The sequence below is a fragment of the Pseudomonas mangiferae genome (assembly GCF_007109405.1).
GTDB classification, from domain to species: domain Bacteria; phylum Pseudomonadota; class Gammaproteobacteria; order Pseudomonadales; family Pseudomonadaceae; genus Pseudomonas_T; species Pseudomonas_T mangiferae.
In genome coordinates this window covers 467,187-492,081 of record NZ_VJOY01000001.1, presented here as the reverse complement: position 1 = coordinate 492,081, position 24,895 = coordinate 467,187, and the positions used below count along the sequence as shown (strand labels likewise).

General features: G+C 66.3%; 20 protein-coding genes and 1 pseudogene. 8 read left to right on the top strand and 13 right to left on the bottom strand.

Features of this window, described 5'->3' with window-relative positions; genetic code table 11:
* Positions 1-7 precede the first annotated feature (7 nt).
* The 13 genes and pseudogenes from FM069_RS01855 to FM069_RS01795 all read right to left on the bottom strand — a co-directional run bounded on the left by FM069_RS01855 (position 8) and on the right by FM069_RS01795 (position 12,838).
* A complete protein-coding gene (locus FM069_RS01855; RefSeq protein ID WP_143486534.1) occupies positions 8-856 on the bottom strand; it encodes a hypothetical protein in 849 nt (282 codons plus the stop codon).
* 78 nt (positions 857-934) lie between these two features.
* Positions 935-1,996 carry a type VI secretion system baseplate subunit TssG gene (gene tssG / locus FM069_RS01850; RefSeq protein ID WP_143486532.1) on the bottom strand — a complete coding sequence of 354 codons (1,062 nt, stop codon included), beginning with the start codon at positions 1,994-1,996 and terminating at the stop codon, positions 935-937.
* The gene (gene tssF, locus FM069_RS01845) at positions 1,993-3,864 is read right to left on the bottom strand and encodes a type VI secretion system baseplate subunit TssF (protein ID WP_143486530.1); all 1,872 of its coding nucleotides are present in this window, start codon (positions 3,862-3,864) and stop codon (positions 1,993-1,995) included. Before tssF ends, tssG begins: the two co-directional genes overlap by 4 nt.
* A gap of 2 nt (positions 3,865-3,866) precedes the next feature.
* Positions 3,867-4,391 (bottom strand): type VI secretion system baseplate subunit TssE, encoded by a 525-nt coding sequence (gene tssE, locus FM069_RS01840; protein WP_143486528.1) that lies wholly within the window; start codon positions 4,389-4,391, stop codon positions 3,867-3,869.
* Complete coding sequence (locus tag FM069_RS01835; RefSeq protein ID WP_143486526.1) at positions 4,388-5,203, bottom strand: type VI secretion system accessory protein TagJ; 816 nt, start codon at positions 5,201-5,203, stop codon at positions 4,388-4,390. The genes tssE and FM069_RS01835 overlap by 4 nt, the downstream gene beginning before the upstream one ends.
* A gap of 187 nt (positions 5,204-5,390) precedes the next feature.
* A complete protein-coding gene (locus FM069_RS01830) occupies positions 5,391-5,627 on the bottom strand; it encodes a hypothetical protein (protein WP_143486524.1) in 237 nt (78 codons plus the stop codon).
* Complete coding sequence (locus FM069_RS01825) at positions 5,624-6,031, bottom strand: hypothetical protein (protein WP_143486523.1); 408 nt, start codon at positions 6,029-6,031, stop codon at positions 5,624-5,626. Before FM069_RS01825 ends, FM069_RS01830 begins: the two co-directional genes overlap by 4 nt.
* Positions 6,032-6,054: 23 nt before the next feature.
* Positions 6,055-6,546, bottom strand: a pseudogene (locus FM069_RS01820) (Hcp family type VI secretion system effector); the annotation flags it as partial.
* 87 nt (positions 6,547-6,633) lie between these two features.
* Positions 6,634-8,130: a type VI secretion system contractile sheath large subunit gene (gene tssC, locus FM069_RS01815; protein ID WP_143486519.1), complete on the bottom strand. Its 1,497-nt coding sequence runs from the start codon at positions 8,128-8,130 to the stop codon at positions 6,634-6,636.
* Between the two features lie 30 nt (positions 8,131-8,160).
* Entirely contained in the window at positions 8,161-8,721 is a 561-nt protein-coding gene (gene tssB, locus FM069_RS01810) for a type VI secretion system contractile sheath small subunit (protein WP_143486517.1), read from the bottom strand.
* 47 nt (positions 8,722-8,768) lie between these two features.
* Positions 8,769-9,791: a type VI secretion system protein TssA gene (tssA, locus tag FM069_RS01805; RefSeq protein ID WP_143486515.1), complete on the bottom strand. Its 1,023-nt coding sequence runs from the start codon at positions 9,789-9,791 to the stop codon at positions 8,769-8,771.
* A 30-nt stretch (positions 9,792-9,821) separates the two neighbouring features.
* A complete protein-coding gene (locus FM069_RS01800) occupies positions 9,822-10,253 on the bottom strand; it encodes a TssQ family T6SS-associated lipoprotein (RefSeq protein WP_143486512.1) in 432 nt (143 codons plus the stop codon).
* Between the two features lie 74 nt (positions 10,254-10,327).
* Positions 10,328-12,838 (bottom strand): serine/threonine-protein kinase, encoded by a 2,511-nt coding sequence (locus tag FM069_RS01795; protein WP_178106636.1) that lies wholly within the window; start codon positions 12,836-12,838, stop codon positions 10,328-10,330.
* 443 nt (positions 12,839-13,281) lie between these two features.
* Between FM069_RS01795 and tagH the strand changes: the two genes are divergently transcribed.
* The 8 genes from tagH (at position 13,282) to epsC (ending at position 24,489) form a co-directional block, all read left to right on the top strand.
* The gene (gene tagH, locus FM069_RS01790) at positions 13,282-14,898 is read left to right on the top strand and encodes a type VI secretion system-associated FHA domain protein TagH (RefSeq protein WP_178106635.1); all 1,617 of its coding nucleotides are present in this window, start codon (positions 13,282-13,284) and stop codon (positions 14,896-14,898) included.
* Complete coding sequence (locus FM069_RS01785; RefSeq protein WP_143486506.1) at positions 14,895-15,722, top strand: PP2C family protein-serine/threonine phosphatase; 828 nt, start codon at positions 14,895-14,897, stop codon at positions 15,720-15,722. Before tagH ends, FM069_RS01785 begins: the two co-directional genes overlap by 4 nt.
* A 161-nt stretch (positions 15,723-15,883) precedes the next feature.
* On the top strand, positions 15,884-16,438 hold the full coding sequence (gene tssJ / locus FM069_RS21525) for a type VI secretion system lipoprotein TssJ (RefSeq protein WP_178106634.1): 555 nt from the start codon (positions 15,884-15,886) through the stop codon (positions 16,436-16,438).
* 42 nt (positions 16,439-16,480) lie between these two features.
* The gene (gene tssK / locus FM069_RS01775) at positions 16,481-17,815 is read left to right on the top strand and encodes a type VI secretion system baseplate subunit TssK (RefSeq protein WP_143486502.1); all 1,335 of its coding nucleotides are present in this window, start codon (positions 16,481-16,483) and stop codon (positions 17,813-17,815) included.
* A 32-nt stretch (positions 17,816-17,847) separates the two neighbouring features.
* Positions 17,848-19,149, top strand: a complete 1,302-nt coding sequence (locus FM069_RS01770; protein ID WP_143486501.1) for a DotU family type VI secretion system protein — start codon at positions 17,848-17,850, stop codon at positions 19,147-19,149.
* Positions 19,150-22,758, top strand: a complete 3,609-nt coding sequence (gene tssM, locus FM069_RS01765; RefSeq protein WP_143486499.1) for a type VI secretion system membrane subunit TssM — start codon at positions 19,150-19,152, stop codon at positions 22,756-22,758. It begins immediately after the preceding gene.
* The gene (gene tagF, locus FM069_RS01760; RefSeq protein WP_143486497.1) at positions 22,758-23,393 is read left to right on the top strand and encodes a type VI secretion system-associated protein TagF; all 636 of its coding nucleotides are present in this window, start codon (positions 22,758-22,760) and stop codon (positions 23,391-23,393) included. Before tssM ends, tagF begins: the two co-directional genes overlap by 1 nt.
* Before the next feature lie 136 nt (positions 23,394-23,529).
* A complete protein-coding gene (gene epsC, locus FM069_RS01755) occupies positions 23,530-24,489 on the top strand; it encodes a serine O-acetyltransferase EpsC (RefSeq protein ID WP_143486495.1) in 960 nt (319 codons plus the stop codon).
* Positions 24,490-24,895: the final 406 nt, after the last annotated feature.

Here is a 24,895-nt window from a genome sequence, read left to right as displayed (position 1 = left end):
GCGTCCTTCACTGGGCGGGTTGGCTCGGCGCCTTGGCGGCGGCCGGGGCGGCACTGGTGGTCTGCGGGGCCGGTGCGGTGAACGGACGGTTGGCGCGGTCGCGGGCCTCGGTCACCGGGATCTGGCGGATGCGCTCCAGCTTCCAGGTGGCGCCGCTGTGGGTCAGGGAGTACGCCAGGGGCTTGCCGTTCTCGATCACCTGTTCCGGGCCTTTCGGCTTGAGGGCGTACAGCACCACTTCATAGGCGCTAGGCTCGACGTTGCTGGCCCAGCGCGACGGCACCAGGCGCGCGTAGTTGAGCACCGAGGAACCCGGCAGGCGGCCGAGCACGCGGTAGCCCAGGTCGGCCTCGGCTACCAGCGGGTAGTACACCGGGGCGCCGCGGGAGGTGACGTCCAGCACATGGAGGAAGCCGAAGCGCTGCCAGTCGTTGATGGCGAACAGGCCCTTGCCCTTGCCGGCCACCACCAGGTAGCGCTTCTTCGGCACGCTCATCTCGATGAGCTGGGCCTTGCTGGTGTCGAGCTGCGGGAAGGCACCCCACGGGGTGTCGGTGGCGGGGAAGCGCTTGCGGCCGTATTCCACGGTGGCGCTTTCCTCGCCTGCGGTGACGTAGGCCGGGGTGTCCTTGGAACGGGCGAGGTAGCGCAGGCTGCCGTCCTTCTGTTCCTGACTGTCGAACTCGTCGCTCACCAAGGAGACCGCCGGGCTCTCGATCTTCCAGACCCCCTCCAGGGCGTAGGCCAGGGCCGGGTCGACCTCGGCGTGGGCGTGGTGGACCTGCAGGGCGAGGCCCAGGGCGGCCAGGTTGCGCAGCAGGGCGGAACGGGTGAACAGGGTGGTCAGGGACGTCATGTCGGCGGACTCGATGGTAGGTTCATGAACGGGGTTGAAGGACGGAAGCGGCGAACGCTTCCGGTGGAAGGCGGCCCGTCATAGGGCAGGCTCCGTCTTCCGGGAACGGCTGGCGGCCAGGCGCTCGGGGTCGAGTACCAGGTCGTCGCGGTCCCGTGGCTGCGTGCGGGCGCCCATCCAGGTGCTCCAGCCCAGGCGCGAGCCGCGATCCAGCCGGGCGTCGGGCACGTCCTCGGCGCGCAATACCAGCTGCACGTCCCAGGCGAACTCGATGCCGATGTAGGTACGCACCCAATCCAGCAGCGCGCGATGGTCGGCGCCGGGCGGGAGCAGTGTGTCGTAGGCCTGGCGGCTCATGGGGCCGACCCGCAGGCGGAAACGGTGCTGGCGGTCCCACACCGCGTTGCCGGCCACCGCGTCGAGGCCCAGCTGGGCACCGCTGAGGGCGCCCAGGCGGGTGCGCTGCTCGGGTGGCAGCTCCAGCCAGCGGCCGGAGAATTCCTCCACCGTTACCGGCACTCCGAAGAAGTTGGCGAGGATACGGCTGAGGCCCTCGGCATTGCGGGTCTGCCGCACCAGGTGGCCGGCATGGTTCCAGCGGGCGTGGTCGGGGACCGCGTCGCGATCCCGCAGGGATTCCTGTCCATAGGCGACCAGGCTGGCAACGTAGCGAGTGAAGGCGTCGTCCTTCGGCCGATCCAGGTTCACCGTGGCCTGGGCATCGGCCCAGGCGCGATAGAACAGCAGGATCAGCCGGTGGTGAAACAGGTCGGCGAATTCCACCAGGGTGTGGTCGCCATTGTGAGAGGCGCGCTCCCGGGCGTATTCGGTCAGCGCCAGGGGCAATGGCCCGTTGGGGCCGAACAGGCCGAAACTGAAGATGCGTACTTTCGGCGGGCTGTCGCTGCGACTGCGGTCGAGGCGGGCGATGGTGGACGGGGCGAAGGCCGAGGACGGTTCCTGGCCGATCCGCAAGGGCTCCTGCTGGGGGCGCCGGGCGTAGCCCAGGCGCGGCGCCTGCGGGCTCAGGGCTTCCACCTTGCGCAGCAAGGCGAACAGGTCGTGGGCGAAGGGCTGGTCCGCCAGGGACTGCCACAGGGCCTCGCGCTTGTCGTGGGCCTCGCGGAGCGCGTCGCTCATGCCACCGGCCTCATGCCGAAGCGCGGCGGCCAGTGGCCGATGGCGCCCCGCTGGGCGCTGTGCAGGCGCACCTCGGTGAAGGTGTTGAGGCTGACGTGGCGCGACAGGTAGCGCTCGAGGATGGAGCCGAACAGGTAGGGGCTGGTGCCGGCGAACAGGGTCTCGTCCACCGTCAGGTCCACCGCCACGCCGCGGCCGAAGGTCAGCGGGCCGGCGCCCGGCAGTCGGCGGGTCACCGGTTTCAGCTCGGTGCGCATCAGCGCCTGGGCATGGCGCGCCACCGCCGGGTCGCCGAGGGCGGTGTACAGCGCCAGCAGCTCGCGCAATGCCTGGGCGCCTTCTTCCGGGTTCTTCTCGGTGAGGGTGTGGTAGGTCAGGCCCAGGTGACTGATCAGCCGCCAGGTCAGCTCGCCCTCGGCGGCAGAGGACACCGGCCGCGACGGCCCCTGGAGAACGCGCACCGCGGACACCGGCAGGGAGTTCAGCGGGATCAGGTCGTGCTCGCCGCCCACCGACATCAACAGCGGCAGGTCGCGGTTGGTCACCGTCATGTCCACGCCCAGTTGGCGCAGGTTGCGGGCGTAGGGCGCCTCATGCTGGTCCACCAGGGAGAGGAAGACCTCCGAGCCCAGGTAGGTGCTGCGGGCACCCTTGCGCAGGATGGCGTCGGACGGCAGGCGCGGCTCACGGCGCATGGAGAAATAGGCACCGTGGTTGCCACGGTCGCCGGCGATACAGGAATAGAACGGGCGAAATTCCGCTTCCACCGCGTTATCCCGGCCGAACCCTTCGGCGGAGTGCACCGCGTACACCTCGTAGTCCATGGGCCGTGCGCGGTCCGGCACGGCGTGGAATTCGAAGCGGCTGTCGGCGATCGGCACGCGGTCCGAACGCATGTCGATCAGGTTTACCGCCGGGGCGCAGAACAGGGCGAAGTTGTCGGCGTCCACCACCGACTCGAAGTCCGTGGTGTCGCAGTCCAGCAGCACCACCACCTCGAAGCCCCGGGCGCCCTTGACGGTGCCCAGGATCTCCCGCAGCCCTTCCAGGGCGATGAAGTGATAGCGGGCCGGGAAGGCGAAGTACTCGTGGAGCAGGCGATAGCCCTGGAAGCCGCGGATGGAGTAGGGCAGCAACGCCTGGGCGTCGTCCAGCCCCTCGGGCTGCAGGGCCGAGGCGGGCAGGGTGTGCCACTCGCTGCGTTCCGGGCCCATCGCGCGTATCGCCACGCCCAGGGTATGGGCGCACAGCAATTCGTAGAGCCGCGAGGCCAGGTGGCCGCCGCGCAGGTGCAGGGACAGGCGATCCGGGTCCGGTGCCTTGCCGCTGCTGGAGACGGTGAAATCGAAGCGCAGGTGCAGCGAGGACTTCACCGGGCGCTTGAGGCTGGTGCGGCTCAGGCGGATGTCGGCGGGCGCGCTCTCGAACTTGGCGCTGCCCAGGCGCAGCGGCCACAGGTCGACCTGATGCGCCGTGCGGAATTCGCACTGGGTCTTGCGCTCCACCTGGGCCGGCTCCTTGAGACGCGTGCCCCGGGGGATGGCGAAGCCGCTGCCCTGGTTGCCGGTCATCTCTCCCGGTGCGAACTGCACGATGCACATCGCCGGGGTGGGAGCCAGGTAGTTGGGGTAGACCACTTCCAGCAGCCGCTGGGAAAACCGCGGGAATTCCGCGTCCATCTTCAGCTGGACCCGGGCGGTGAGGAAGCAGAAGCCTTCCAGCAGGCGCTCAACGTAGGGGTCGGCGATTTCCATGCCCTGCATGCCCAGGCGCGACGCCACCTTCGGGTAGTGGGCGGCGAATTCCGAACCGAGCTCCCGCAAGTAGCTCAGCTCGTTGTTGTAGTAGCTCAGCAGTCTCGGGTCCATGCTCAGGCGCTCCCCATGTTTTCCAGGAGGATCTGCCCGCATTCCAGATCGATGTGGGAACGCAGCAGCAACTCGATGGGGTAGGGCTCGCACCAGAGCTGGCCCTTGATCTCCATGGACAGCTGGTTGCGAGTCGCGTAGGCGGACTCCGTGGGCAGCACGCGGATCTGCAGGGTGTCCGGCAGGATGCGCGGCTCGAAGGTGGTGATGGCCAGGCGGATGGCCTTCTCCACGTCCATCCAGTCGTCGTCGGCCAGTTGCCGGCCGGACAGGCCGGGCACGCCGAAATTGACCACCGAGAGGCGGGCGCGGTCGGCACCGAGGAAGTCGCTGGCGGATTCGGCGTTGACCGTGTTGAGCAGCCAGGACAGGTCGCGCAGTACGCTCTCGCGGTACGCGGTGCGGCTGATCATGCGCTCCTGGGGCGTCTCGCTGCGCATGAGCGGCTCGTGATCGGTCAGGCGGTCGAGCAGCGCCGGCATCAGCCGGCTGCTGCGCGCCGTGTTGAGGACTTTCTTGCCGCTCATGGACGCTCTGCGGCCGCTCCCAGCGCGCGAATGCTGCGGACCGAGAGGAACGGGTGATCGTCCTGATCGCTGACCAGCATGCGCTGGCCGAGCCCGGACCAGGTGTCCTCGCCCAGAGGCTGCCACTCGGTGAGGCTGCTCAGGGCCAGGCGATCGTTCTCCTGGCGATAGCTGAGCGGGTAGCGGCTGGGAATCAGCACCGGGTGCTTGCCCTCGTTGCTCAGGGTCAGGGTCGCCGGCACCCACACCAGATCCCGCAGGTCCACGGGCTCCTCGATCTCCAGGGACTGGATGCGCTCGAAGGGCAGCCAGTAGTACTGGCCGTTGAGGATCACCTCGCACACCGGGCCCAGGCGCGAGTCGGCGTCCGCCAGCCAGGCCACGTCGCGCCCGTCGATGGAGAACGGCACCGCGTCGGCCTGCTCGAAGGCCTGGGCCTGCAGATCGTCCGCCAGGGCCGCCTCGCCCGAGGCACGGCTGGTGAGGGACTGGGCCAACTGCGCGAACCAGGGTGCCGGTTCGCCGACGGTCTGGGCACTGATCTCGCCGGTGAACACCCGCTCCCGCAGCACTTCGCAGCGGATGGCCTCACGGTAGGTCTGGGCCATGGGGATGGTGGAGGCATCCAGCTGGGTGGCGGTCTGCAGCTGCGACACCGCCCGTTCCCAGTTGCCCATCACCATGCACAGTTGTGCCAGGTGGGTCCGCAGCTTAGCGTCGCCGGGCGACTTGCGGATATCCGCGGTCAGCGCATCCAGCTGTTCGCTCAGGGGCAGGTCGTGGCGCAGGGTAGGGCGGGAAGTGGAATCCATGGGGCTACTGCTCTCCTGAACGTGGAAATCGCGATACGGGTTGGGCGTCTGTCAACCCAAGATGCTGCAAGTCCGACTTGAACACTCAACTCTATTTCGTGAGTGGGTAGGAAATGAATGGTGGGCCAGGAAGCCGAATCATTTTTTCACGGGCTATTGAGCCCGCCGCTATTCCAAGCCTGATGGGCTAGAGGCCCTTCATCAACCACACAAAAAAACCAAGAAGAATCAGCGTGAAGCCCAGCAAAGAAACAAAGTAAGGCCTCAACTCAAACTGTTTCGAGCTGGCAAGCCTGATGATCGGGTAGTTGCGGTAAAACGATGTGATCGCTGCGGCTAACGGGGCCCTGAAATAAATGAAAAGAATGCCGCTCAGTCCGAGGAAAATACCAACGGCCAGGGCCAGCGACTTTTCATCGATCATAGCGCCCACCGGGTTACGTTATGGGAAACGCTAACGTCGAATCCACCATAGTCGGTACCCACGGTGGTGGTAACGAGCGGGCCATTCGGTATCTTGATCCCGCCGCCGATTTTCAATCCCGCAACGGCCTCAAGCGATACGCCCCCCATATACCCATAGCCCGTGAAACTACGGCAATTGGTGTCCCTGTCCATGGTGAACCGGAAGGGCCGCGAGGTGCCGCGGAAAGCTGGCAGGCCTACGCCCAGTCCCAGTACGTAAATCGTATAGAGCGCGCGTTCGTTATTGCTCAGGTCCGTGACCTCGGCATCAAAGACACCGCCGCCCACGATGACGTGCCCGACCGCACCGCCTACGGAAATTTGAACTTCAAAATCTTTCATAGTTAGAAAGAAGGCCAGCATGGCGAACCATGCTGGCCGACTCCTTATTCCTTGTTCTGCTTGACGTCCCAGGTGCCGGTAACGGTGGCGCCCATGGAACCGTCGGTGTTCTGCTCTTTCACTTCGACCTTGATCTTGCCGTAGGACATGCCGACTTCTTCCATCACGCGCGGGTCGCTGGTGGAACCCATCGGGCGAACGTGAGTGATCAGCACTTCGTTCAGGGTGACCTTGAGGTATTCCTGGGAACCGTCGCCCACTTTGCAGCAGGACAGTTCCACGGTGGGAACGTGTTTACCGCTGGCGCAGTACTTCATGAGGTTGGCGGTGGATTTGTCTACGTAGTGGGTGAAAACCAGCTCGCTGAAGTTGGCTTTACCCGCGCCCGAACCGCCGCCGACATGGGAGGTGGAAGTCTGGCTTACCGCGTAACCCCAGTTCAGCACGTCGATCTGGCCGGAGTGCTTGGAGTCCTTGGACTCACCGGGGATACCGTCGATCTTGATGAAAAAGTCCTGAAGAGAAGCCATGATTTTTCCTTTTGTGTGGAGATGACGAACAGTATTGCATCGTGCCTACTGCTTGTTTCATCGAGCGGCACTCCGAACAGTGCCGCGCGACACTCAGCTGCCGTTGTTCTTGACCGACGGCAGTTTCGAGACCAGACGCAGGGAAACCGTCAGGCCTTCGAGTTGGTAGTGGGGGCGCAGGAAGAACTTGGAGGTGTAGTAGCCCGGGTTGCCCTCGACCTCTTCCACCTGCACCTCGGCAGCCGCCAGCGGCTTGCGCGCCTTGGTTTCCTGGGAGGAGTTAGACGGGTCGCCATCCACGTAATTCATGATCCAGTCGTTCAGCCAGCGCTGCATGTCGTCGCGTTCGCGGAAGGAGCCGATCTTGTCGCGCACGATGCACTTCAGATAGTGGGCGAAGCGGCAGCAGGCGAACAGGTACGGCAGGCGCGCCGCCAGGTTGGCGTTGGCGGTGGCGTCCGGGTCGTAATACTCGTGGGGTTTCTGCAGCGACTGGGCGCCGATGAAGGCGGCTACGTCGGTGTTCTTCCGGTGGATCAGCGGCATGAAGCCGTTCTTCGCCAGTTCGGCCTCGCGGCGATCGGAAATGGCGATCTCGGTCGGGCACTTCATGTCCACGCCGCCGTCGTCGGACGGGAAGGTGTGGGTGGGGAGGTCATCGACCGCACCGCCGGATTCCACGCCGCGGATCGAGGTGCACCAGCCGTAGTACTTGAACGAACGGTTGATGTTCACCGCCATGGCGTAGGCCGAGTTGGCCCAGCAGTAGCGGTTGTGTTCCGAACCGTCGGTCTCTTCCTCGAAGTTGAATTCGTCGACCGGGTTGGTGCGCACGCCGTAGGGCAGGCGCGCCAGGAAGCGAGGCATGGCCAGGCCGATGTAGCGGGAGTCTTCCGAGGCCCGCAGGCTGCGCCAGGCGGTGTATTCGGTGTTCTCGAAGATCTTGGTCAGGTCGCGGGGGTTCGCCAGCTCCTGCCAGGACTCCATCTGCATCACCGACGGCGCGGCGCCGGCGATGAACGGGCAGTGGGAAGCCGCGGAAATCTTCGACATTTCTGCCAGAAGTTCCACGTCCGGCGGCGAATGATCGAAGGAGAAATCGCCGACGATGCAACCGTAGGGCGTGCCACCGAGCTGGTCGTATTCCTGCTCGTAGATCTTCTTGAAGATCGGGCTCTGGTCCCAGCCGATGCCCTTGTGGCGACGCAGGGTGCGGTGCAGCTCCTTCTTGGAGATGGGCAGCACGCGGATTTTCAGCATCTCGTCGACTTCGGTGTTGTTCACCAAGTAGTGCAGACCGCGCCAGGCGCTTTCGATCTGCTGGAAGTCGGCGTGGTGGATGATCGCGTTGACCTGCTCGGACAGCTTGCGGTCGATCTCGGCGATGATCGCCTCGATGGCCTTGTAGGAGTCGTTGCTGATGGTCACCGAGTTGGCCAGCGCCTGTTCGGCGAGGGTGCGGACGGCGATCTGCACCGCTTCCTTGGCTTCGTCGGTCTTGGGTTTGAATTCCTTCTGCAACAGAGCCGAGAACGCATCGGTCTCCAGTTGCTCGACCTGCTGGAGGCCTTCTGTCTGGTTAAGCGCCATTGGTTACTCCCTGGAAACTGTTCGGGCCGGTCAGGCTTCGCTGTCTTGGTCGTTACGCTCGCCCGCGGGCGCAGCCTTCGGCGCCACGGCCAGGGACTTGAGCAGAGCCGGGTCCTTGAGCACCTTGCCGATCAACTCTTCGGCACCGGTCTTGCCGTCCATGTAGGTCAGCAGGTTGTTCAGCTGGGTGCGGGCATCCAGCAGCGAGGAGAGTGCATCCACTTTCTTGGCGATGGCGCCCGGGGAGAAGTCGTCCATGCTCTCGAAGGTGATGTCGATGGCCAGGTTGCCGTCGCCGGTTAGGGTGTTGGGCACCGCGAAGGCGACGCGCGGCTTGATGGACTTCATGCGCTCGTCGAAGTTGTCGATGTCGATCTCGAGGAACTTGCGATCGCTGACCGCCGGAAGGGCGTCCTTGGGCTTGCCGGCCAGGTCGGCCATCACGCCCATGACGAAGGGCAGCTGCACCTTCTTGTCCGAGCCGTACAGTTCCACGTCGTACTCGATCTGCACGCGCGGCGCCCGGTTACGGCCGATGAATTTCTGACTGCTCTTACGATTCACTGTTTCGTAACGAGGGCTGCTGCTCATATCTCTCTCCTTGAACCGCTCTCGACGGGTGGATGATGCGGTAGTTGTCAGTCTCGCTTGGAGACGCCAGCGATCAATTCGGCCTGGGCCACGCCGTCCGGCGCCAGCTCTCGCAGGATCGACAGGAAGTCCTGCCCGATCATGTTGCGTGCCCGCTTGATCAGCAGGGGTGCCGGGTTGGCCGGCTCGTGTTTTTCCAGGTAGTCGCATACAGCATCGAGCATGGCGATGACATCGCTGCGACTGCGCGGCGTGCCGGGCGTTCCCGGGGTCGCCGGAGCGGCCCCTGCGTCGCCCGCTGCCGGTGCCGCGTCGTCCTGGGGGGCCTCGGTCTCGGCGGACGCCGGGGCCGGATTCAGATGACTGGGGCAGACCAGGTTGATCAAGCTGACCAGCCGATGGAATTCCGGAGTGTTCTCGGCACCCAGGGATTCCCGGCAGAAGCGCTCCAGCTCCACGGACAGTTCCTTGACCTCGCTCAGCGCGGTCAGGTCCGGGTTGCCATAGCCCAGCTCGTCGCTGAGGAACTGCTGCAACTGGTCGCGCCGCAGCGGGGCATCCGCCAGGTCTTCGCGGGACTGAGCGATGCGTTCCAGCGTGCTCAACGGGATCTTGCCCAGTTGGCGGCTGGCCACTTCTACGTTGCGCAGGTCGCCGATCAGGCCGTTCAGGGCAGTGAGCCCGGCCAGGGCATTGCTGCGTGGCAACGGGTCGCTTTCGCCGTCGTAGACCAGGGACGGGTAACCCTGCTCCCAGTAGCGACGCGCCATGTCCAGGGTAAGGTTCAGCCCTTCGGCGGTGCCGGCCACGCCGCGGGCGTGGGTCAGGGCACGGGTCACGATCACCGCGAGGCGGAAGTCCTTGCTCTTCTCCAGCAGCGCCAGCGCTTGCTGCAGCACCTTCGACCAGTCCGGCTCTTCGGCCGGGATGATGGTGTCGCCGTACTGGCGCTCCGGCTGGCCCTCGACGCTGCGTTCGAGCGCGAGGTAGTCGGCGTCGTAATCGAGCTCGATCCCACACGGTTCGTCCGCGCTGATGGGCGCGAGCAGGGCTTCATGGTTCAGGGACATCGACAACGCTTCTCCGGGCGATCTGGTGGCTTACTTGAACGAGGCCTTGGCGGCCTTGAATTCCGGTCCCCACAGCGGATGGGTGCTTTCCGCGGCATCCAGGGTGAAAGACGGTTTGATCTGCAGGGCGCGCTCGAACGCCTGGCGGCACTGGACCTTGCGCTCGCTCACGCAGTAGGTGAAGGCAAGGTACTTTAGGGCTTCGACGCGGGTGGCATCGCTCGCCGCCCAGACGTCGGGGGAGAGGAATTTCGCTTCCGCCTGGGAGTAATAGCCGTTCTGGTACAGCGACACGCCGTCACCCAGCACGGTGCGGCCCTTGTCTTCGATGGCCTTCTGCGCCTTCTGCTCTTCCGTCAGCGGCGGCTCGACGGGCTTGGCGGGTTTGTTGACGCAACCGGTGAGCCCCAGGGAAAGCACGGCCAGCAGGAACGGGGTCGCGTATCGGTGTTGAATGCTCATGTCGGGTAAAGACTCTCTTCAAGCGCTTTGGTTGATCGTGTCGTCGTGGTGACGCCCACAGGGGGCGCCACCGCTCAGTCGAAACTGTGGTCCAGGTTGACCCGCTGGTCCGCGCCCACCACCACCTTGCGGGTGTAGGTGGGAAAGCTCGGGTTGCGCAGTTCGATGCTGTAGGTGCCGGCCGGCAGCCGCAGGTCGTGCAGCGGCGGGCTCACGCCACGTTTCTGGCCATCCACCCAGATTTCACCCCAGGGCCGGATGGAGAACGCGACCACGCCTTTCTCCACTTCGCCGAGGGCGGCACGGGGGCCGTTCTCGCGACGTTCGGCTTGTGCCTGCGCGGGCGGTGCCTTGGGTTTTTCGGCCGGGGCAGGAGCCTTGGCGGGCGCTTGGGCTGGCGCGGTCTTCTGCGGCGCAGCCGTTTCGCTAGGAGCCTTGCTGGCGGTACGGGTCGGGGCCGGTTCGTCCTGAGTGACGCGGGTAGCGCCAGCCTGGGTGAAGTCGTGCTGCAGGGTGATCGGCGCACCGGCTTTCACGGTGAGGCGCTTGCTCAGGGCCGGCAGGCCAGGGTTGCGCAGCTCAACGGTGTGCGGACCGGGTTCCAGGTCCAGGCTCTTGATCGGCGGGCTCACGCCGCGCTGTTGGCCGTCCACCCAGACTTCGCCCCAGGGTTTCACGTTGAGCGTGACCGCTGCGCTGACCAGGGTCGTGCTGGCGGCGCTGGCGGGCGGCGCCTTCGGTTTTTCCGCGGCACGCTCATTGGTCGCTGCGGTGACACGGGGCGGAGTCTGCGTTTCCTGAGGCGTGCTGGCGGGACGAGCCGGCTGGGTCACGGGTTCGATGCGGGCTACCGGGGTGGGCTCAACCGGCGTGGGACGCACATCGGCAGGCGGTGCCACTACGGGATCGCTCACCGGGGGCGGCGTGACGGGGACAGGCTCGGTCGTCGCATCCGCTTTCAAGGCTTCCGCCATGGGCGAGATGGCCTTGGGCGTTTCCTGGGGCGGCGGGGTCACGGCTTCGGCTGGAGTTGCCGGCCCCTTGGGGGCTTCTACCTTGGCCACTGGCGGGACGACTTCCGGCTCGGCCGGCTTCTTCGATTCGGCGACCGGCTGCTGCACATCAATCTTGGTGCTCTGCTCCGGCTGCTTGACCGCAGAAGGGGCGTCGTCGGATCTGTTCAGCAGCATCCAACCGGATGCACCGATCACAACCAGCGCAGCGACAGCCGCGACCGAGAGCCAGACGCCCTTGCCGCCGCGATCCTTGTTCGCTGGCACCTGGGCTACGGACGGCGTGGCCTGGGGTTGCACAGCAGGAGCGGGTTCAGGTTTCTTCTGTCCCGGCACGGCGACGACACCGGCCTTGTGAGCGCGATCGCCAGCCAGCAGGTCGTCCATCTCCGGGAAGCTGTTGGTCACGACGGGTTGCGCGGGTTTGGTCTGGAACGGATCGGGCAAAGGGGCGGTGGGTGCGGTGGGCGCTTCCGAGGCGGCGGCGCGCGCCGAGGGCCTGTCCAGGTTGACGAAGCGTGAGGCCAGCTGCGCCATCTCTTCCGCCGACAGCACCACGGTCTTGGCATCGTCGATGTGCTGCGGCGCGGCGCTGGAGGACTTCTGGTGCAGGTTGCCCAGGGGCGTGACGCTCCAGGTCATGGTGTTCATGCCCAGCAGCGCGCGCAGCTCGGCGATGCTCTGGGGGCGGGCGCCCGGTTGCAGGGCCAGGGTCTGGTCGATGGCCCGCAGGAACTCCAGGGAATAACCCGGGCGGGCGGACTTCGCCAGCGGCTCCAAGGTGTCCTTCATCATCCGCGACACCGAGGCCACCGGGGCGCTACCGGTCACCGCGTAGTAGAGCACGGCGCCCACTGCGTAGATGTCGGTCCACGGTCCCTGGGGAACCGACAGGTCCTCAGCGTATTGCTCGATGGGCGCGTAGCCGGGCTTCACCACCACGGTCAGCGCATGCTGCATGTCGCCCAGGACGCGGCGGGCGGAGCCTAGGTCCAGGAGGACCGGCGTGCCGTCGTCCTGGATCAGGATGTTGTCGGGAGCGATGTCCCGGTGGAACACGTTGTGGGCGTGGAGCAGCTCCAGCACGTCGAGGATCGGCGCGAAGATGCTGCGCAGCCAGCGCTCGTCGCACTGCAGGTCGTATTCCTTGAGGACGTGGCGCATGGTACGGCCGGAGTAACGGGGCATCGCCATATAGGCGGTACCGTTCTCCTCCCAGAAGCGCAGCACCTCCACCAGAGCGCGGTGCTTGAACTGGGCCAACAGGCGCGCTTCGTCGATGAAACTGCGCAACCCGGCCTCGAAGGTGGCGCGGTGGCGCTCGGCGCGCAGCTTCACCTGGGTGCCGTCGACCCGGCTGGCGAAGGCCGCGGGCATGTATTCCTTGATGGCTACATCGCGGTGCAGCTGGGTGTCGTGGGCTGCATAGACGATGCTGAAGCCACCTTCACCCAGGGTCGCCTGCAGGTTGAATTCATGCAGGCGCGTTCCGGCGGGCAGGGCGCCAGCCGGCGGCAGGTCGCTGCGCAAAGCGGTTTCGGCATTCATGGCGAGTTGGGTTCGCGGATTCACGGAGGCATCCATGCAGACAACACTTCGTTTGGGTGATGTATGGAAAAAAGCAAGGCCAATCTAATCCAAAAAGCCCCGCTTAATTGAGTGTCGAGTCTCGTTTTTACCATTTGAACATGCCGGCACAGTGGTTATTGTGCGAGTCTGTGATCGAGGCATCGTTTTGATGGCTGTTTGCCTGCAGGCTGACACTTCGATGACTTGGCAAGTTCCATTTTTCATCATTTCTGATGGACTTGGTTCTCAATAAATGAAGAGAATCGCCTTTCTGAAGGAACCAGGCAAGCGCAAGACTTGTCGTTGGGCAGCATTGACCCTGGTTCCCCTGCGGTCTGTATCAAGGGAGAAAATGAATGCCGGCGGCCAAGATGGAGCTGGTGGTCCTGTCTTATAACGGAGAGGCACCAAGCGCACCGATCAGTCGGTCTTTCGATAAGGATGAATTGACGGTCGGGCGAAGTCCCACCAACGATCTGGTGCTGGACGATCCCGATCGCCTCATTTCCCGTTTCCAGGCCCGGATGCGCCTGACTCCCACGGGCGAGGCGACCCTCGCCAACATCAGCAGCAACAGCATCATCCTGGTCAACGAGGCGGAGATCCCGCCGGGCGGGTCCGGCACGGTGCGCCTGTCCGACCGCATCCTGGTGGGCCGCTACCTGCTGGGTCTGCGTGAACGGGAGGCGGCGGTGGATTTCGCCCAGCCTGCCGATCCGTTCCTGGCTCAGCCGGCCAATGCCTATTCCGGCACGGCGCCCATGGCGGTGATCCCCGAGGATTTCGATGTCTTCGCCATCCCCGCCAAGCCGGTGGAGGCCTCGCCGCTGGGCGAGATTTCCCTGTCGGACTTCGAGGATCCCCAGGGGCTTGCCCGCGCGGTGATAGACGAGCTGCCCCTGAGCGGCGCGGCCGAGCTGCCGGCGGCCCCGGGCGAGGCCTTGTACCGGGAACGGATGCTGGACGTGGCGTCGCCCAAGCTGGACCCCATGGCGATGTTCGGTGGCCAGGGCGATGTGCTCGATGTCCTGGCGCCAGCGGAAAGCCTGGCCCTGGACCATGGCCTGGAGGTGGACTCGCTGTTCCACACCCCGGCAGTGCTGCAGGAAGCCCGCGCCGAGGCGAAGCCGGCTTCCCTGGGCGAGCCGGACGCACTGTTCATCGACGGGATCTCCCTGGGCAGCGAACAACCCCTTGCCACGCCTCCCGCGTCGGCGCCCGCCATCCCCGCCGCGCCCGTGCTCCCGCCAGAAGCCGATTCCGCTCCGGTGGACGATCCCCTCGCCGCGTTGATGGCCACTGCCGTGGAGACGCCGGCGATTCCTGCGCCGTTCTCCAAGCCGGTAGCCCAGCCCGCTCCGCCGCCGCCCAAGGCGAAGCCGGTCGCCTCGTCCCCGCTTCCACCGGTGGCGGAGGGCAAGGCATCCGCCCCTCCAGCCGCTGCGGCGCCTGCCGCCAGTGCTGACCTGGCCGCGTTGAGGGCGGCATTCGCCCGTGGCTGCGGCATGCCGGAGACCTCGCTGCCCGAACTCACCCCGGCCTTCATGGAAACCGTCGGAAGGCTGTTCGCCAGCATGACCGCCGGTACCATTCGCCTGATCCACGCGCGCTCCGCCACCAAGCACGAGATGCGCGCCAACGTGACCATCATCGCCACGGCTGGCAACAACCCGCTGAAGTTCGCCCCCGACGCCCAGTCCGCGATCTCGCAGTTGCTGGGTCATCGCTTCCCCGGGTTCATGGAGCCGCTTCGTGCCATCGAGGACGCCTTCGACGACCTCTCCGCGCACCAGGTCGGCTTGCTGGCCGGTGCCCGCAGCGCCATGTACGACGTAGTGGGTCGCTTCAGTCCGGATCGCCTGCAGAAGCGCCTGGGTGAGGAAACCCTTCTGCAGACGCTGGTGCCGGCCATGCGCAAGGCTAAGCTCTGGGAACTCTACGAGAACGGGTTCACCGAAATCGCCGGAGAGGCGCGCGAGGAATTCGAGGCATTGTTCGAGAACGCCTTCGCCCGCGCCTACGAGCAGGAAATCGAGCGAATTTACGCCGGGAGAGAAGAATGAGCGTATATGTCGCCGTCGAGGGGCCGCGCGTCGAATTCGCGACCCTCTCGAAGCAAGGACGCCGTGAACACAACGAAGACGCCTGTGGCTACTGGACTTCTCCGGGCGGCGCCTGCTTCGTCGTCTGCGACGGGGCGGGTGGTCATGGCGGGGGAGACGTGGCCTCGGAGACCGCGGTACGCACCCTGCTGAGCGCGTTCTCCTCACGCCCGCTGCTGACCCGGGAAAATATCGAGAGCCTGATCGCCCAGGCCGACTCGGCCATTCGCTACGGCCAGCGGCTGACCGGCAGCCTGCGGCAGATGAGCGCCACCGTCACCGCGTTGTTCCTCGATGGCAGCGCCCGCCAGGCCCAGTGGATCCACTTGGGCGACACCCGTCTTTACCACTTCCGCAAGCGCGGCTGCCGGCAGTTGACCAAGGACCACAGCATCGTGCAGAACTTCGTCGACGCCGGGATGCTCAGCGAAAGCCGGGTGCGCGGGCATTCCGAGCGCAACCTGCTGTTCGCCGCCCTGGGAATGGGCGAGGATGTGCCGCCGGCTGCCCTGGACGTGCCGTTCGACGTGGAGGAGGGCGATGCCTTCCTGATCTGCACCGACGGCTTCTGGGAAGTGGTGCTGGAATCGGAAATGCTCGATGAGCTGATGTATGCCAGCGCCGCCGAGGAATGGCTGGTGCGCATGGAGCGGCTGATCATCGAGCGCAGTTCCCCCGGCCAGGACAACTACAGTGCGCTGGCGGTCTGGGTGGGTTCGCCCAACGACATGACGGTGCCCTGGGTCGCGCCCAGCGTGGGAGCGGCCAACCTCAGCAATGGCTAGCCACGGCGTTGCCGCGCATTCGACGATTCCGCTCCGCTCGACGGAGCGGAATCGTTTTTTGCGCCAACGTGTCTGTAATGCGAAATGGATATCGGATAGATAGCATTGTGATGTCGATAATACGCCCCCTCATACTTCGTTCAGGATCGCCTGCCACCACCATGACTGCATCGAATCCTTCACCGGCTGACGGTCGTCCGGGACGCGTCGCGTTCCGTGCTGTGGCGGTCGGCCTGCTGGCGAGCGCCCTGTGCGCCTGCTCCTCCACGCCGAAGCCGCCCGAACCCACCGCGATTCGGGTGACCCTGAAGGCCACGGATTCGTTGAACCCCGACATGAATGGCCGGCCTTCGCCGGTGGTGGTGCGCCTGTTCCGCCTGCGTCAGGCGGTGGTCTTTTCTTCCATCGACTACTTCACCCTGAGCGACCGCGAGCAGGAAGCCCTGGGTGGCGACCTGCTGTTCCGCGAGTCTTTCGTGTTGCGCCCGGGCGAAACCCAGGTGCACGAGTACACCGTAGAGAACGACGGGCGCGCCCTGGGCGTGATGGTGGGCTACCGCGACCTGGAGTCCAGCACCTGGCGGGCGGCGACGGACATCCCGGCGCCCCATGATTCCTGGTTGCCGGACTTCCTGCGCTGGGGCGACCGTACCGTCGACTACACCGCGACCCTCGACGAGCGCAAGGTCACCCTCGCCCCGGCGAGCGGGAATTGATCGCAGGCCGGCTTTCCACGATCAGTCACTAGGGATGGCTTGATGGACGCTTATCAAAAGGTCGTGTGGGCGGAAGGCATGTTCCTCCGCCCCCAGCACTTCCAACAGCAAGAACGTTATCTGGAATTCTTCACCCACCTGCGTGGGCTGGCAGCGGAGCCGTTCTACTGGGGCTTCCGTTCCCTCAAGTTCGACCTGGCGGCGCTGGCCGTGGGCAAGCTGTCGCTGCTGGAAGCGGAAGGGCTGTTGCCCGACGGCACGCCGTTCAGCTTCCCGCTGCAGAGCGATGGCCCGGAGCCGCTGCAGTTCAAGGAGGGCGCCGTGGACCAGCGGGTCTACCTGGCCCTGCCGCTGAAGCGGCCCGGCACCGAAGAGGTGATCTTCGAGGACAGTCCCACGTCTCTGGCCCGCTACACGGTGCAGGATTCCACAGTGGACGACGCCAACTCGGTGGCCGGCGAGGCCGCCGAGGTGCAGCTGGCCTCGCCGCGCCTGCGCCTGGTGCTGGAGAAGGACCTGTCCGACGCCTGGCTGGGCATCGGCGTGGCCCGGGTGATCGAATGCCGCAGCGACCGCCAACTGGTGCTCGATCCCCATCACATTCCGCCGGTGGTGGTCTGCCACGCCAGCCCCAATCTGATGTCGATGCTCAACGAACTGCACGGCCTGGCCCACCAGCGCGCCGAAGTGCTGGCGGATCGCCTGAGCCAGCCGGGCCGGGGCGGCGTCTCCGAGGTGGGCGAGTTCCTCTTGCTGCAGGTGCTCAACCGCGTGCAGCCGTTGTTCGCCCACATGATGGCGTCCAGCGTCATCCACCCGGAGCGCCTGTACAGCACCCTGGCGCAGGTGGCGGGCGAACTGGCTACGTTCACCGAGCAATCGCGACGCCCCGGCAACTGGCCCAAGTACGACCACGACGACCTGCAGGCCTGCCTGCCGCCGCTGATGATCGAGCTGCGCAAGGCATTGTCCTCGGTGCTGGAGCAGAACGCGGTGCAGATCGAGCTGCTGGACCGCAACTACGGCGTGCGGGTGGGGCAGGTCAAGGATGGCGAGCTGCTGCGCAACGCCCAGTTCGTGCTGGCGGTGCATTCCAGCATGGCGCCGGATGCGCTGCGCTCGCACTTCCCGAGCCAGGTGAAGATCGGCCCGGTGGACAAGATCCGCGACCTGGTCAACCTGCACCTGCCGGGGGTGGCGCTGCGCTCGCTGCCCATCGCGCCGCGGCAGATCCCGTACCACGCCGGGTATCACTATTTCGAAATGGACACGTCGAACGATCTCTGGAAACAGCTTCAGGTTTCCGGCGCGTTGGCGCTTCACGTGGCGGGCGACTTCCCCGAACTCGAACTCGAGTGCTGGGCGATCCGCCGCTGACCGCGCAACCTCTTTCCCTGCAGTGCTGAGCCATGGCCGACATAGACCCCTTCAATACTGGTAAGGACCGGACGTTCGTCATGCCCAACCCGGGCGGCGACGCGCCTTCGGGCAGCGGCACCGGCGAGCGCGCCCGCGCGCCGGAATTCGACCAGCCCGACGTGCATTCGGGCAGCAACCCCCTGGTGGCGGCGGCGAACCCGCTGCTGAACCTGATCTACCAGATCCGTACCCTGGTGCATAACTCCGAGCCGGCGCGCCTGCGGGACTTCCTCGCCCAGGAAGTGCGCAACTTCGAGAGCCGGGCGAAGTTCGAGGGGATCTCCCAGGAGCACCTGATCGCGGCGCGCTACTGCCTGTGCACGGTGCTCGACGAAACCGCCGCCCAGACGCCCTGGGGCGGCTCCGGCGTATGGTCGCGCCACAGCCTGCTGGTGACCTTCCACAACGAGACCTGGGGCGGGGAGAAGTTCTTCCAGCTGCTGGCCAAGCTGGCCCAGTCGCCCATGCAGCACCGGGACCTGCTGGAGCTGATGTACTACTGCATTTCCCTGGGCTTCGAAGGCCGCTACCGGATCATCAGCAACGGCCAGAGCCAGCTGGAGACCCTGCGCCGTCGCCTGGCGGAGATCATCCGCGACGCCAAGGGCGAACGGGTGAGCGCGCTCTCGCCCCACTGGGAAGGCGTGACCCACGAGCTGCCCAAGGTCTGGCGCGTGCTGCCGGTCTGGGTCTCGGCGATCCTCGGCCTGCTGCTGGGCACGGCGATCTACATGGTCATCGCGTTCTACCTGTCGGATCGCTCGGACCGGACCTTTGCCGCCATCGGTGCGTTGAAACTGCCGGAAATGCCGGTGGTACAGCGCAACACGGCGCCGCCGGTGCGCTTCTCCCGCTTCCTCGAGCCGGAAATCCGCGCCGGTCTGGTGTCGGTCCGGGAAACCCCCGAGCAGAGCACCGTGACCATCCTCGGCGACGGCCTGTTCGACTCCGGCAGTGCCTCGGTGCGTTCGCGCTACTACCCGATTCTCCAGCGTATCGCCGAAGCGATCGACGAAACCCATGGCAAGGTGGTGGTCACCGGTCACAGCGACGACGTGCCGATCCGCTCGGTGCGTTTCCCGTCCAACTGGCACCTGTCCATGGAGCGGGCCACCACCGTGTCGTCGCTGCTGGAGCGCTTCATCCAGACCAGCGGCCGCGTCTCGGCCCAGGGTCGCGGTTCCGCGGAGCCGGCGGTACCCAATACCTCGGCGGCGAACCGTGCGCTGAACAGGCGAGTGGAGATCAGCGTGTTCGCGTCTCCGGCCGATCTGCAGAAAGAGATTCGATAAATGCGCTGGCTTTTTTCCCTGCTGTTCAACCGCGTCGTGTTCATCACGCTGGGCATCGTCGCGCTGCTGCTGGCCGTCTGGTACCTCGGGCCGCTGTTCGCCTTCGCCGACTGGCGCCCGCTGGAACCAGTGGTGGTGCGCCTGTGGGTGATGGGCATCATCCTGCTGCTGGTGGCCCTGCGCATCCTGGTGCATTACTGGAAGAGCCGCCGGGTCAACGGCATGTTGCTCAACGCCATCGCCGGCATGCGCGCGGAAAAGGCCCCCGTGGGGCCGTCGGACGCTGCCATCGAGGCGTTGCACAGCAACTTCGAGCAGGCCCTGCTGAAGCTCAAGAAGGTGCGCTTCGGCACCCAGGAACAGGGCTGGTGGGCGCGCATGCGGCAGAAGTACGTCTACCAGATTCCCTGGTACGTCTTCATCGGTGCGCCGGGCTCGGGCAAGACCACCGCCCTGGTGAACAGCGGCCTGCGTTTCCCGCTGGCCGACGAGTTCGGCAAGGAAAGCATCAAGGGCGTCGGCGGTACGCGTAACTGCGACTGGTGGTTCTCCGACGAGACCGTGCTGCTGGACACCGCGGGCCGCTATACCACCCATGAAAGCGATGCCTCGGCGGACAAGGCGGAGTGGGAAGGCTTCCTGCGCCTGCTGAAGAAATTCCGCCCGCGCCAGCCCCTCAATGGCGCGATCCTCACCGTTTCGGTGCCGGACCTGCTGGCCGCCAGCGAGGAAGACCGCGCGCGCCACGCCGCGCGCCTGCGAGCCCGCCTCAACGAGTTGTACGAGTCCCTGGGGATCGCCTTCCCGGTCTACGTGCTGATCACCAAGGCCGACTTGCTGGGCGGCTTCAACGAGTATTTCGCCGGCCTGAGCAAGGAAGAGCGCGCCCAGGTCTGGGGCCTGACGCTGCCTTACCAGCCGGACGCCGTGCTGGACGGCAAGGCCCTGGGCAAGCAGCTGGAGCAGGAGATGGACCTGCTCTCGCGGCGCCTCTTCGACGGCCTGCCGGACCTGATGCTGGACGAGCACGACACCGGCCGCCGGGCACGGGCCTACGCGCTGCCGCAGCACTTCGCCAACCTGTCGCCGTTGATCAGCCAACTCCTGCAGGACGTGTTTGCCGAACATCGCTTCGCCCAGACCGCCATGCTGCGGGGCGTGTACTTCACCAGCGGCACCCAGGAAGGCACCCCGTTCGACCGCGTGCTGGGGGTGCTCGGCCGCAGCCTGGGCTATGACGCCCGGGTGGCGCTGCAGTCGTCGCCGTCCACCGGCAAGAGCTTTTTCCTCCAGGACCTGCTGCGCAAGGTGATCTTCCCCGAGGCGCACCTGGCCGGGCGCAACCGCCGCGCCGAGCGCCGTGAGCGGCTGCTGAGCCTGGCCGGCCACAGCGCGGTGGTCCTGGCGTTGCTGCTGGCCATCGGCGCCTGGGCGCTGAGCTTCAACAACAACACCCGCTACATCGACCTGGTGGACCAGCGCACCGATCGTCTCCAGGGGCGCATGCAGGCCCTGGCCAAGTCCGAAGGGGACAGCCTGCTGGAGTTGATCCCGATCCTCAACGACCTGAACGGCCTGGCCGCCGGGCCGGACTTCCCCGCCAGCGAACCGCCGCTCAACTACACCTACGGGCTGTACCAGGGCGGCAAGCTGGACGCGGTGGCCCAGGAAAGCTACCGCTCGGCCCTGGAGCAGGCCCTGTTGCCGCGCATCGTCCGCCGCCTGGAGTACCTGCTGCGCAATACGCCGGACGACAACCTCGAGCTGTCCTACGAGGTGCTCAAGGCGTACCTGATGCTCAACGATCCCAAGCACTACGACGGGGTCGCCCTGGAAGCCTTTATCCAGTTGGAATGGGAACGCAGTCTGCCGCCGTCGGTGACCCGCGACCAGCGCGACCAGCTGTACAGCCACCTGCACACCCTGCTGGGCGACCACCCGGTGGTGTCCCCGTACCCGCTGGACGAGGAACTGGTGAAGCAGAAGCGCGAGCAACTGGCCAGCTTCTCCCTCGCCCATCGCGCCTACAGCCGCCTGAAACGGCGCCTGATGGATGGCAGCCTTGGCGATTTCACCGTCGCCGAGGCCGGCGGTCCGCAGTCGTCCCTGGTGTTCACCCGGGCCAGCGGCAAGCCGCTCACCGAGGGCATTCCAGGCCTGTTCACCTACAACGGCTACCACCAGGTATTCCTGCCGGAGACCCGTTCCATCCTCGGCATGCTGGAGAGCGAGGAGAACTGGGTGCTGGGCCGCGTCGCCCAGCCGGCCCAGCAGCAGGCTGAGCAACTGGTGGAAGGCACCACCCAGCGCGACATCAAGCGCCTCTACCTGCATGAGTACGTGCGGCTGTGGGAGGAGTACCTGGCCGACATCCGCCTGATCGAAAGCCAGTCCATGGCCCAGAGCATCGAGACCGCGCGGATTCTGTCGGCACCCGATTCGCCCATCGCCCAGTTCCTCCGCTCGGTGGCGCGGGAAACCACGCTGCTGCGGGTGGAGAACAAGCAGCAGGACGACGACCAGTACTCCTTGGTGGGCCAAGCGAAAAGACGCGTACGCAGCGCGGCAACCGATCTGGAGCGGGTAATCGGCCCGTCCAACATGACCCGCCGCGAGGGCAGCGCGGAACAGCTCGAGCGCATCGTCGACGACCGCTTCGAGCCGATCCGCCGGCTGACCACCGCGGATGGCGGTACCGCACCGATCCAGACCGTGCTGCGCATGTTCAACGACATGTACATGAGCCTCTCCAGCACCGACGTGGCCTTGCGCAGCGGCGGCGCCTCGACCCAGCTCAACGTGCCGCAGACCGAAGCCCTGACCCGCATCCGCGCCGAGGCAGCGCACCTGCCGATGCCGTTGCGCACCATGCTGGAAGCGCTGGCGGATTCCAGCACCTCCCAGGCGGTGGGCAGCGTGCGGCGGACCCTAGGCGGCGAGCTGGACAGCTCGGTGGGCGCGTTCTGCCGCAAGGCAATCCGCGGCCGCTACCCGTTCCAGCGCTCGTCCAGCCAGGATGTGACCCTGGCGGACTTCTCCCGGCTGTTCGCGCCGGGCGGGATGATGGACCAGTTCTACCGCGATCACCTGGCGGCCATGACCGACATGTCCGGCGGCACGTGGGTGCTGCGGCAGCCGGGCGGAGTCCAGGTACCGCTGACCTCGTTCCAGCGCGCCGCGCGCATCCGCGACGTGTTCTTCCCGTCCGGCGGGCGCACTCCCGAGCTGGCCTTCGAGTTCCGCGTGCTGGAGATGGATGCGTCCATTACCCAGCTCACCTTCGACTTCGACGGACAGATCTTCCGCTACGCCCACGGCCCGCAGATTCCCCAGCGGGTCAACTGGCCGGGGCCACGGGGCAGCAACCAGGTTCGCCTGGAGCTGGCCGAGTCCTCGGCCCCCAGCGCCTATCTGGTGAAGACCGGGCCCTGGGCGTTGATGCGCCTGTTCGACGAGGGCGAGAGCCGCAACGTGTCCGGCCCCGAGAAATTCGTCAGCACCCTGATGATCCAGGGCAAGAAGGTGGTGCTGGAGGTTACCGCCAGCAGCGTGCAGAATCCCTTCCGTTTAGGCGAATTGGCCAGCTTCTCGTGCCCGAGTCGGATTTGATGGAAGAAGGAACCAACCTGTTCGACGAGCTGGTGGCCGCGCCGAGCCTGCGGTTCGGGCTTTACGGCAAGCTGCCGGCCATTGGCGATTTCATCGTCCGTGGCCTCGCCCGGAATCAGGTGGAACCCGTCGACCAGTGGCTGCAGCACGGGCTGGGCACCTTGCAGCAGAGCGATCCCGACTGGCTGCAGCCTTACCTGGTGACACCGGCCTGGTGCTTCGTGCTGCCCCGGGGACAGTGGGGCGAGGTGGCCCTGTGCGGCGTGCTGATGCCCAGCGTCGACCGGGTTGGCCGCTACTTCCCGCTGGTGGCCCTGGCGGAGTTGAGCGAGGTCCAGGCCGCCGACCGTCCGGGGCTTTGTTCCCACCTGGGGGAACTGGCGGCGGCGATGCCCTCGGTGCTTCACGAAGGCCTCGACCCCGACGCCTTCATGGCCAAAGTGGACGGCCTGGGCTTCTGGCCGCTCTCCGCCCCGGCCACGGTGCCGTCGGTGTTCGAGCGGTTCGCCTGGGGCGACGACTGTTCCCTGTGGTGGGCGGCGACCCGCCCCGATCAGCCGTACCGGCAGGTCAGCCACCGCGGACGGCCGGACGCGGACCTGTTCCGCTGCCTGTTCGGTCCGCGCCAGGGCTGAGGGAAGGCTGGCGCTCGCCGGCGGGAACGGCATAACCTAGCGCGTCGGAACGGCTGTCGGCATCGCGCGGGCTCACTCCAGCCCGCTCCGCGACGCTGCCGGTCGCTCGTTTTCCGTTCCCAGCCCTGGTACCGCCATGAGCCATCCTGCCGAATCCGCCCCGTCATCCCTCGCCACGCCGGACAGCGCCGACTGGCAACTGGGCCAGATCGTCGCGCAGCTACGCGAAGCCCGCGAGGACTGGCGCAGCAGCCATCGCCGCAACCTCGACCGACGCGCCCGCGACCTGCCGTCGCGCACCGCCGTGGCGCAGATCATCGAGGCCCTGAGCGGGGCCCTGTTCCCCATGCGCCTGGGCCCCAACGACCTGCGCGCCGAAGGGGAGGATTTCTACGTCGGTCACACCCTGGACGCCGCCCTGACCGCACTGCTTCAGCAGGTGCGCCAGGAGTTGCGCTACAGCGCGCGGCAGCAGGGCGCCGAGGACGACCGGAGCGACGCCGAGGCCCTGGGCATCGTCCGCGAGTTCGCCGCGACCCTGCCGGCCCTGCGCCGCCTGCTGGACACCGACGTGCTGGCCGCCTACCAGGGCGACCCGGCGGCGCGCAGCGTCGACGAGGTGCTGCTGTGTTACCCGGGGATTCTCGCGGTGATCCACCACCGCATCGCCCATTACCTGTACCAGGCCGGCCTGCCGCTGCTGGCGCGGATCATCGCCGAGATCGCCCATTCGGCTACCGGCATCGATATCCACCCGGGCGCGCGCATCGGCGAGAGCTTCTTCATCGACCATGGCACCGGCGTGGTCATCGGCGAAACCGCCATCATCGGCGACCGGGTGCGCATCTACCAGGCGGTCACCCTTGGCGCCAAGCGCTTCCCGGCGGACGAGTCGGGCAACTTGCAGAAAGGCCAGCCACGCCACCCCATCGTCGAGGACGACGTGGTGATCTACGCCGGCGCCACCATCCTCGGGCGCGTCACCATCGGCCAGGGGTCCACCATTGGTGGCAATGTCTGGCTGACCCGCGGCGTGCCGGCTGGCAGCAACGTCACCCAGGCCAACCTGCAGAGCGGCGTGGGCAGCGACTGCTGAGCCCCCGCCAGCCGACCCCGCCCCTTACGCGATAGGTGATGCGGCGCAGTTGTGCTGATCGACTGCTGCGCCAGCAACACCCCCGTCGCACGCCTGTCTCGTCCTAGCGCCCCGCAGGCTCTCGGTTTCCCCGGTTTTCCGTCCGTTTCACCCTGGTAACTGTTGGCTCAGCAACAGTTGCCAGGCATTCAGTTGCACGCCGGCCAGGGGCAACTGTTGGGTTTTTTTCCTATCTATCTGTTTAATAAGGGTTTTATTTTCAGGCACGGCCTGTGCATTGACGCTTTCGTCGATCCGGACGCGGCTGCTTTCAGCTAGCCGAGGCCGGGTCGGGCGCCGTGGTCAGCCGCGGCACCGCGAAACGGACCCGGCCCGCACGCCGGCACCCGTGGCGTCGCCGCTGCGA

Coding starts and splice junctions, on each gene's coding strand:
- FM069_RS01855 (WP_143486534.1), bottom strand. CDS start 856: ATGACGTCCCTGACCACCCTGTTCACCCGTTCCGCCCTGCTGCGCAAC.
- tssG (WP_143486532.1), bottom strand. CDS start 1,996: ATGAGCGACGCGCTCCGCGAGGCCCACGACAAGCGCGAGGCCCTGTGG.
- tssF (WP_143486530.1), bottom strand. CDS start 3,864: ATGGACCCGAGACTGCTGAGCTACTACAACAACGAGCTGAGCTACTTG.
- tssE (WP_143486528.1), bottom strand. CDS start 4,391: ATGAGCGGCAAGAAAGTCCTCAACACGGCGCGCAGCAGCCGGCTGATG.
- FM069_RS01835 (WP_143486526.1), bottom strand. CDS start 5,203: ATGGATTCCACTTCCCGCCCTACCCTGCGCCACGACCTGCCCCTGAGC.
- FM069_RS01830 (WP_143486524.1), bottom strand. CDS start 5,627: ATGATCGATGAAAAGTCGCTGGCCCTGGCCGTTGGTATTTTCCTCGGA.
- FM069_RS01825 (WP_143486523.1), bottom strand. CDS start 6,031: ATGCTGGCCTTCTTTCTAACTATGAAAGATTTTGAAGTTCAAATTTCC.
- tssC (WP_143486519.1), bottom strand. CDS start 8,130: ATGGCGCTTAACCAGACAGAAGGCCTCCAGCAGGTCGAGCAACTGGAG.
- tssB (WP_143486517.1), bottom strand. CDS start 8,721: ATGAGCAGCAGCCCTCGTTACGAAACAGTGAATCGTAAGAGCAGTCAG.
- tssA (WP_143486515.1), bottom strand. CDS start 9,791: ATGTCCCTGAACCATGAAGCCCTGCTCGCGCCCATCAGCGCGGACGAA.
- FM069_RS01800 (WP_143486512.1), bottom strand. CDS start 10,253: ATGAGCATTCAACACCGATACGCGACCCCGTTCCTGCTGGCCGTGCTT.
- FM069_RS01785 (WP_143486506.1), top strand. CDS start 14,895: ATGAGCGTATATGTCGCCGTCGAGGGGCCGCGCGTCGAATTCGCGACC.
- tssJ (WP_178106634.1), top strand. CDS start 15,884: ATGACTGCATCGAATCCTTCACCGGCTGACGGTCGTCCGGGACGCGTC.
- tssK (WP_143486502.1), top strand. CDS start 16,481: ATGGACGCTTATCAAAAGGTCGTGTGGGCGGAAGGCATGTTCCTCCGC.
- FM069_RS01770 (WP_143486501.1), top strand. CDS start 17,848: ATGGCCGACATAGACCCCTTCAATACTGGTAAGGACCGGACGTTCGTC.
- tssM (WP_143486499.1), top strand. CDS start 19,150: ATGCGCTGGCTTTTTTCCCTGCTGTTCAACCGCGTCGTGTTCATCACG.
- tagF (WP_143486497.1), top strand. CDS start 22,758: ATGGAAGAAGGAACCAACCTGTTCGACGAGCTGGTGGCCGCGCCGAGC.
- epsC (WP_143486495.1), top strand. CDS start 23,530: ATGAGCCATCCTGCCGAATCCGCCCCGTCATCCCTCGCCACGCCGGAC.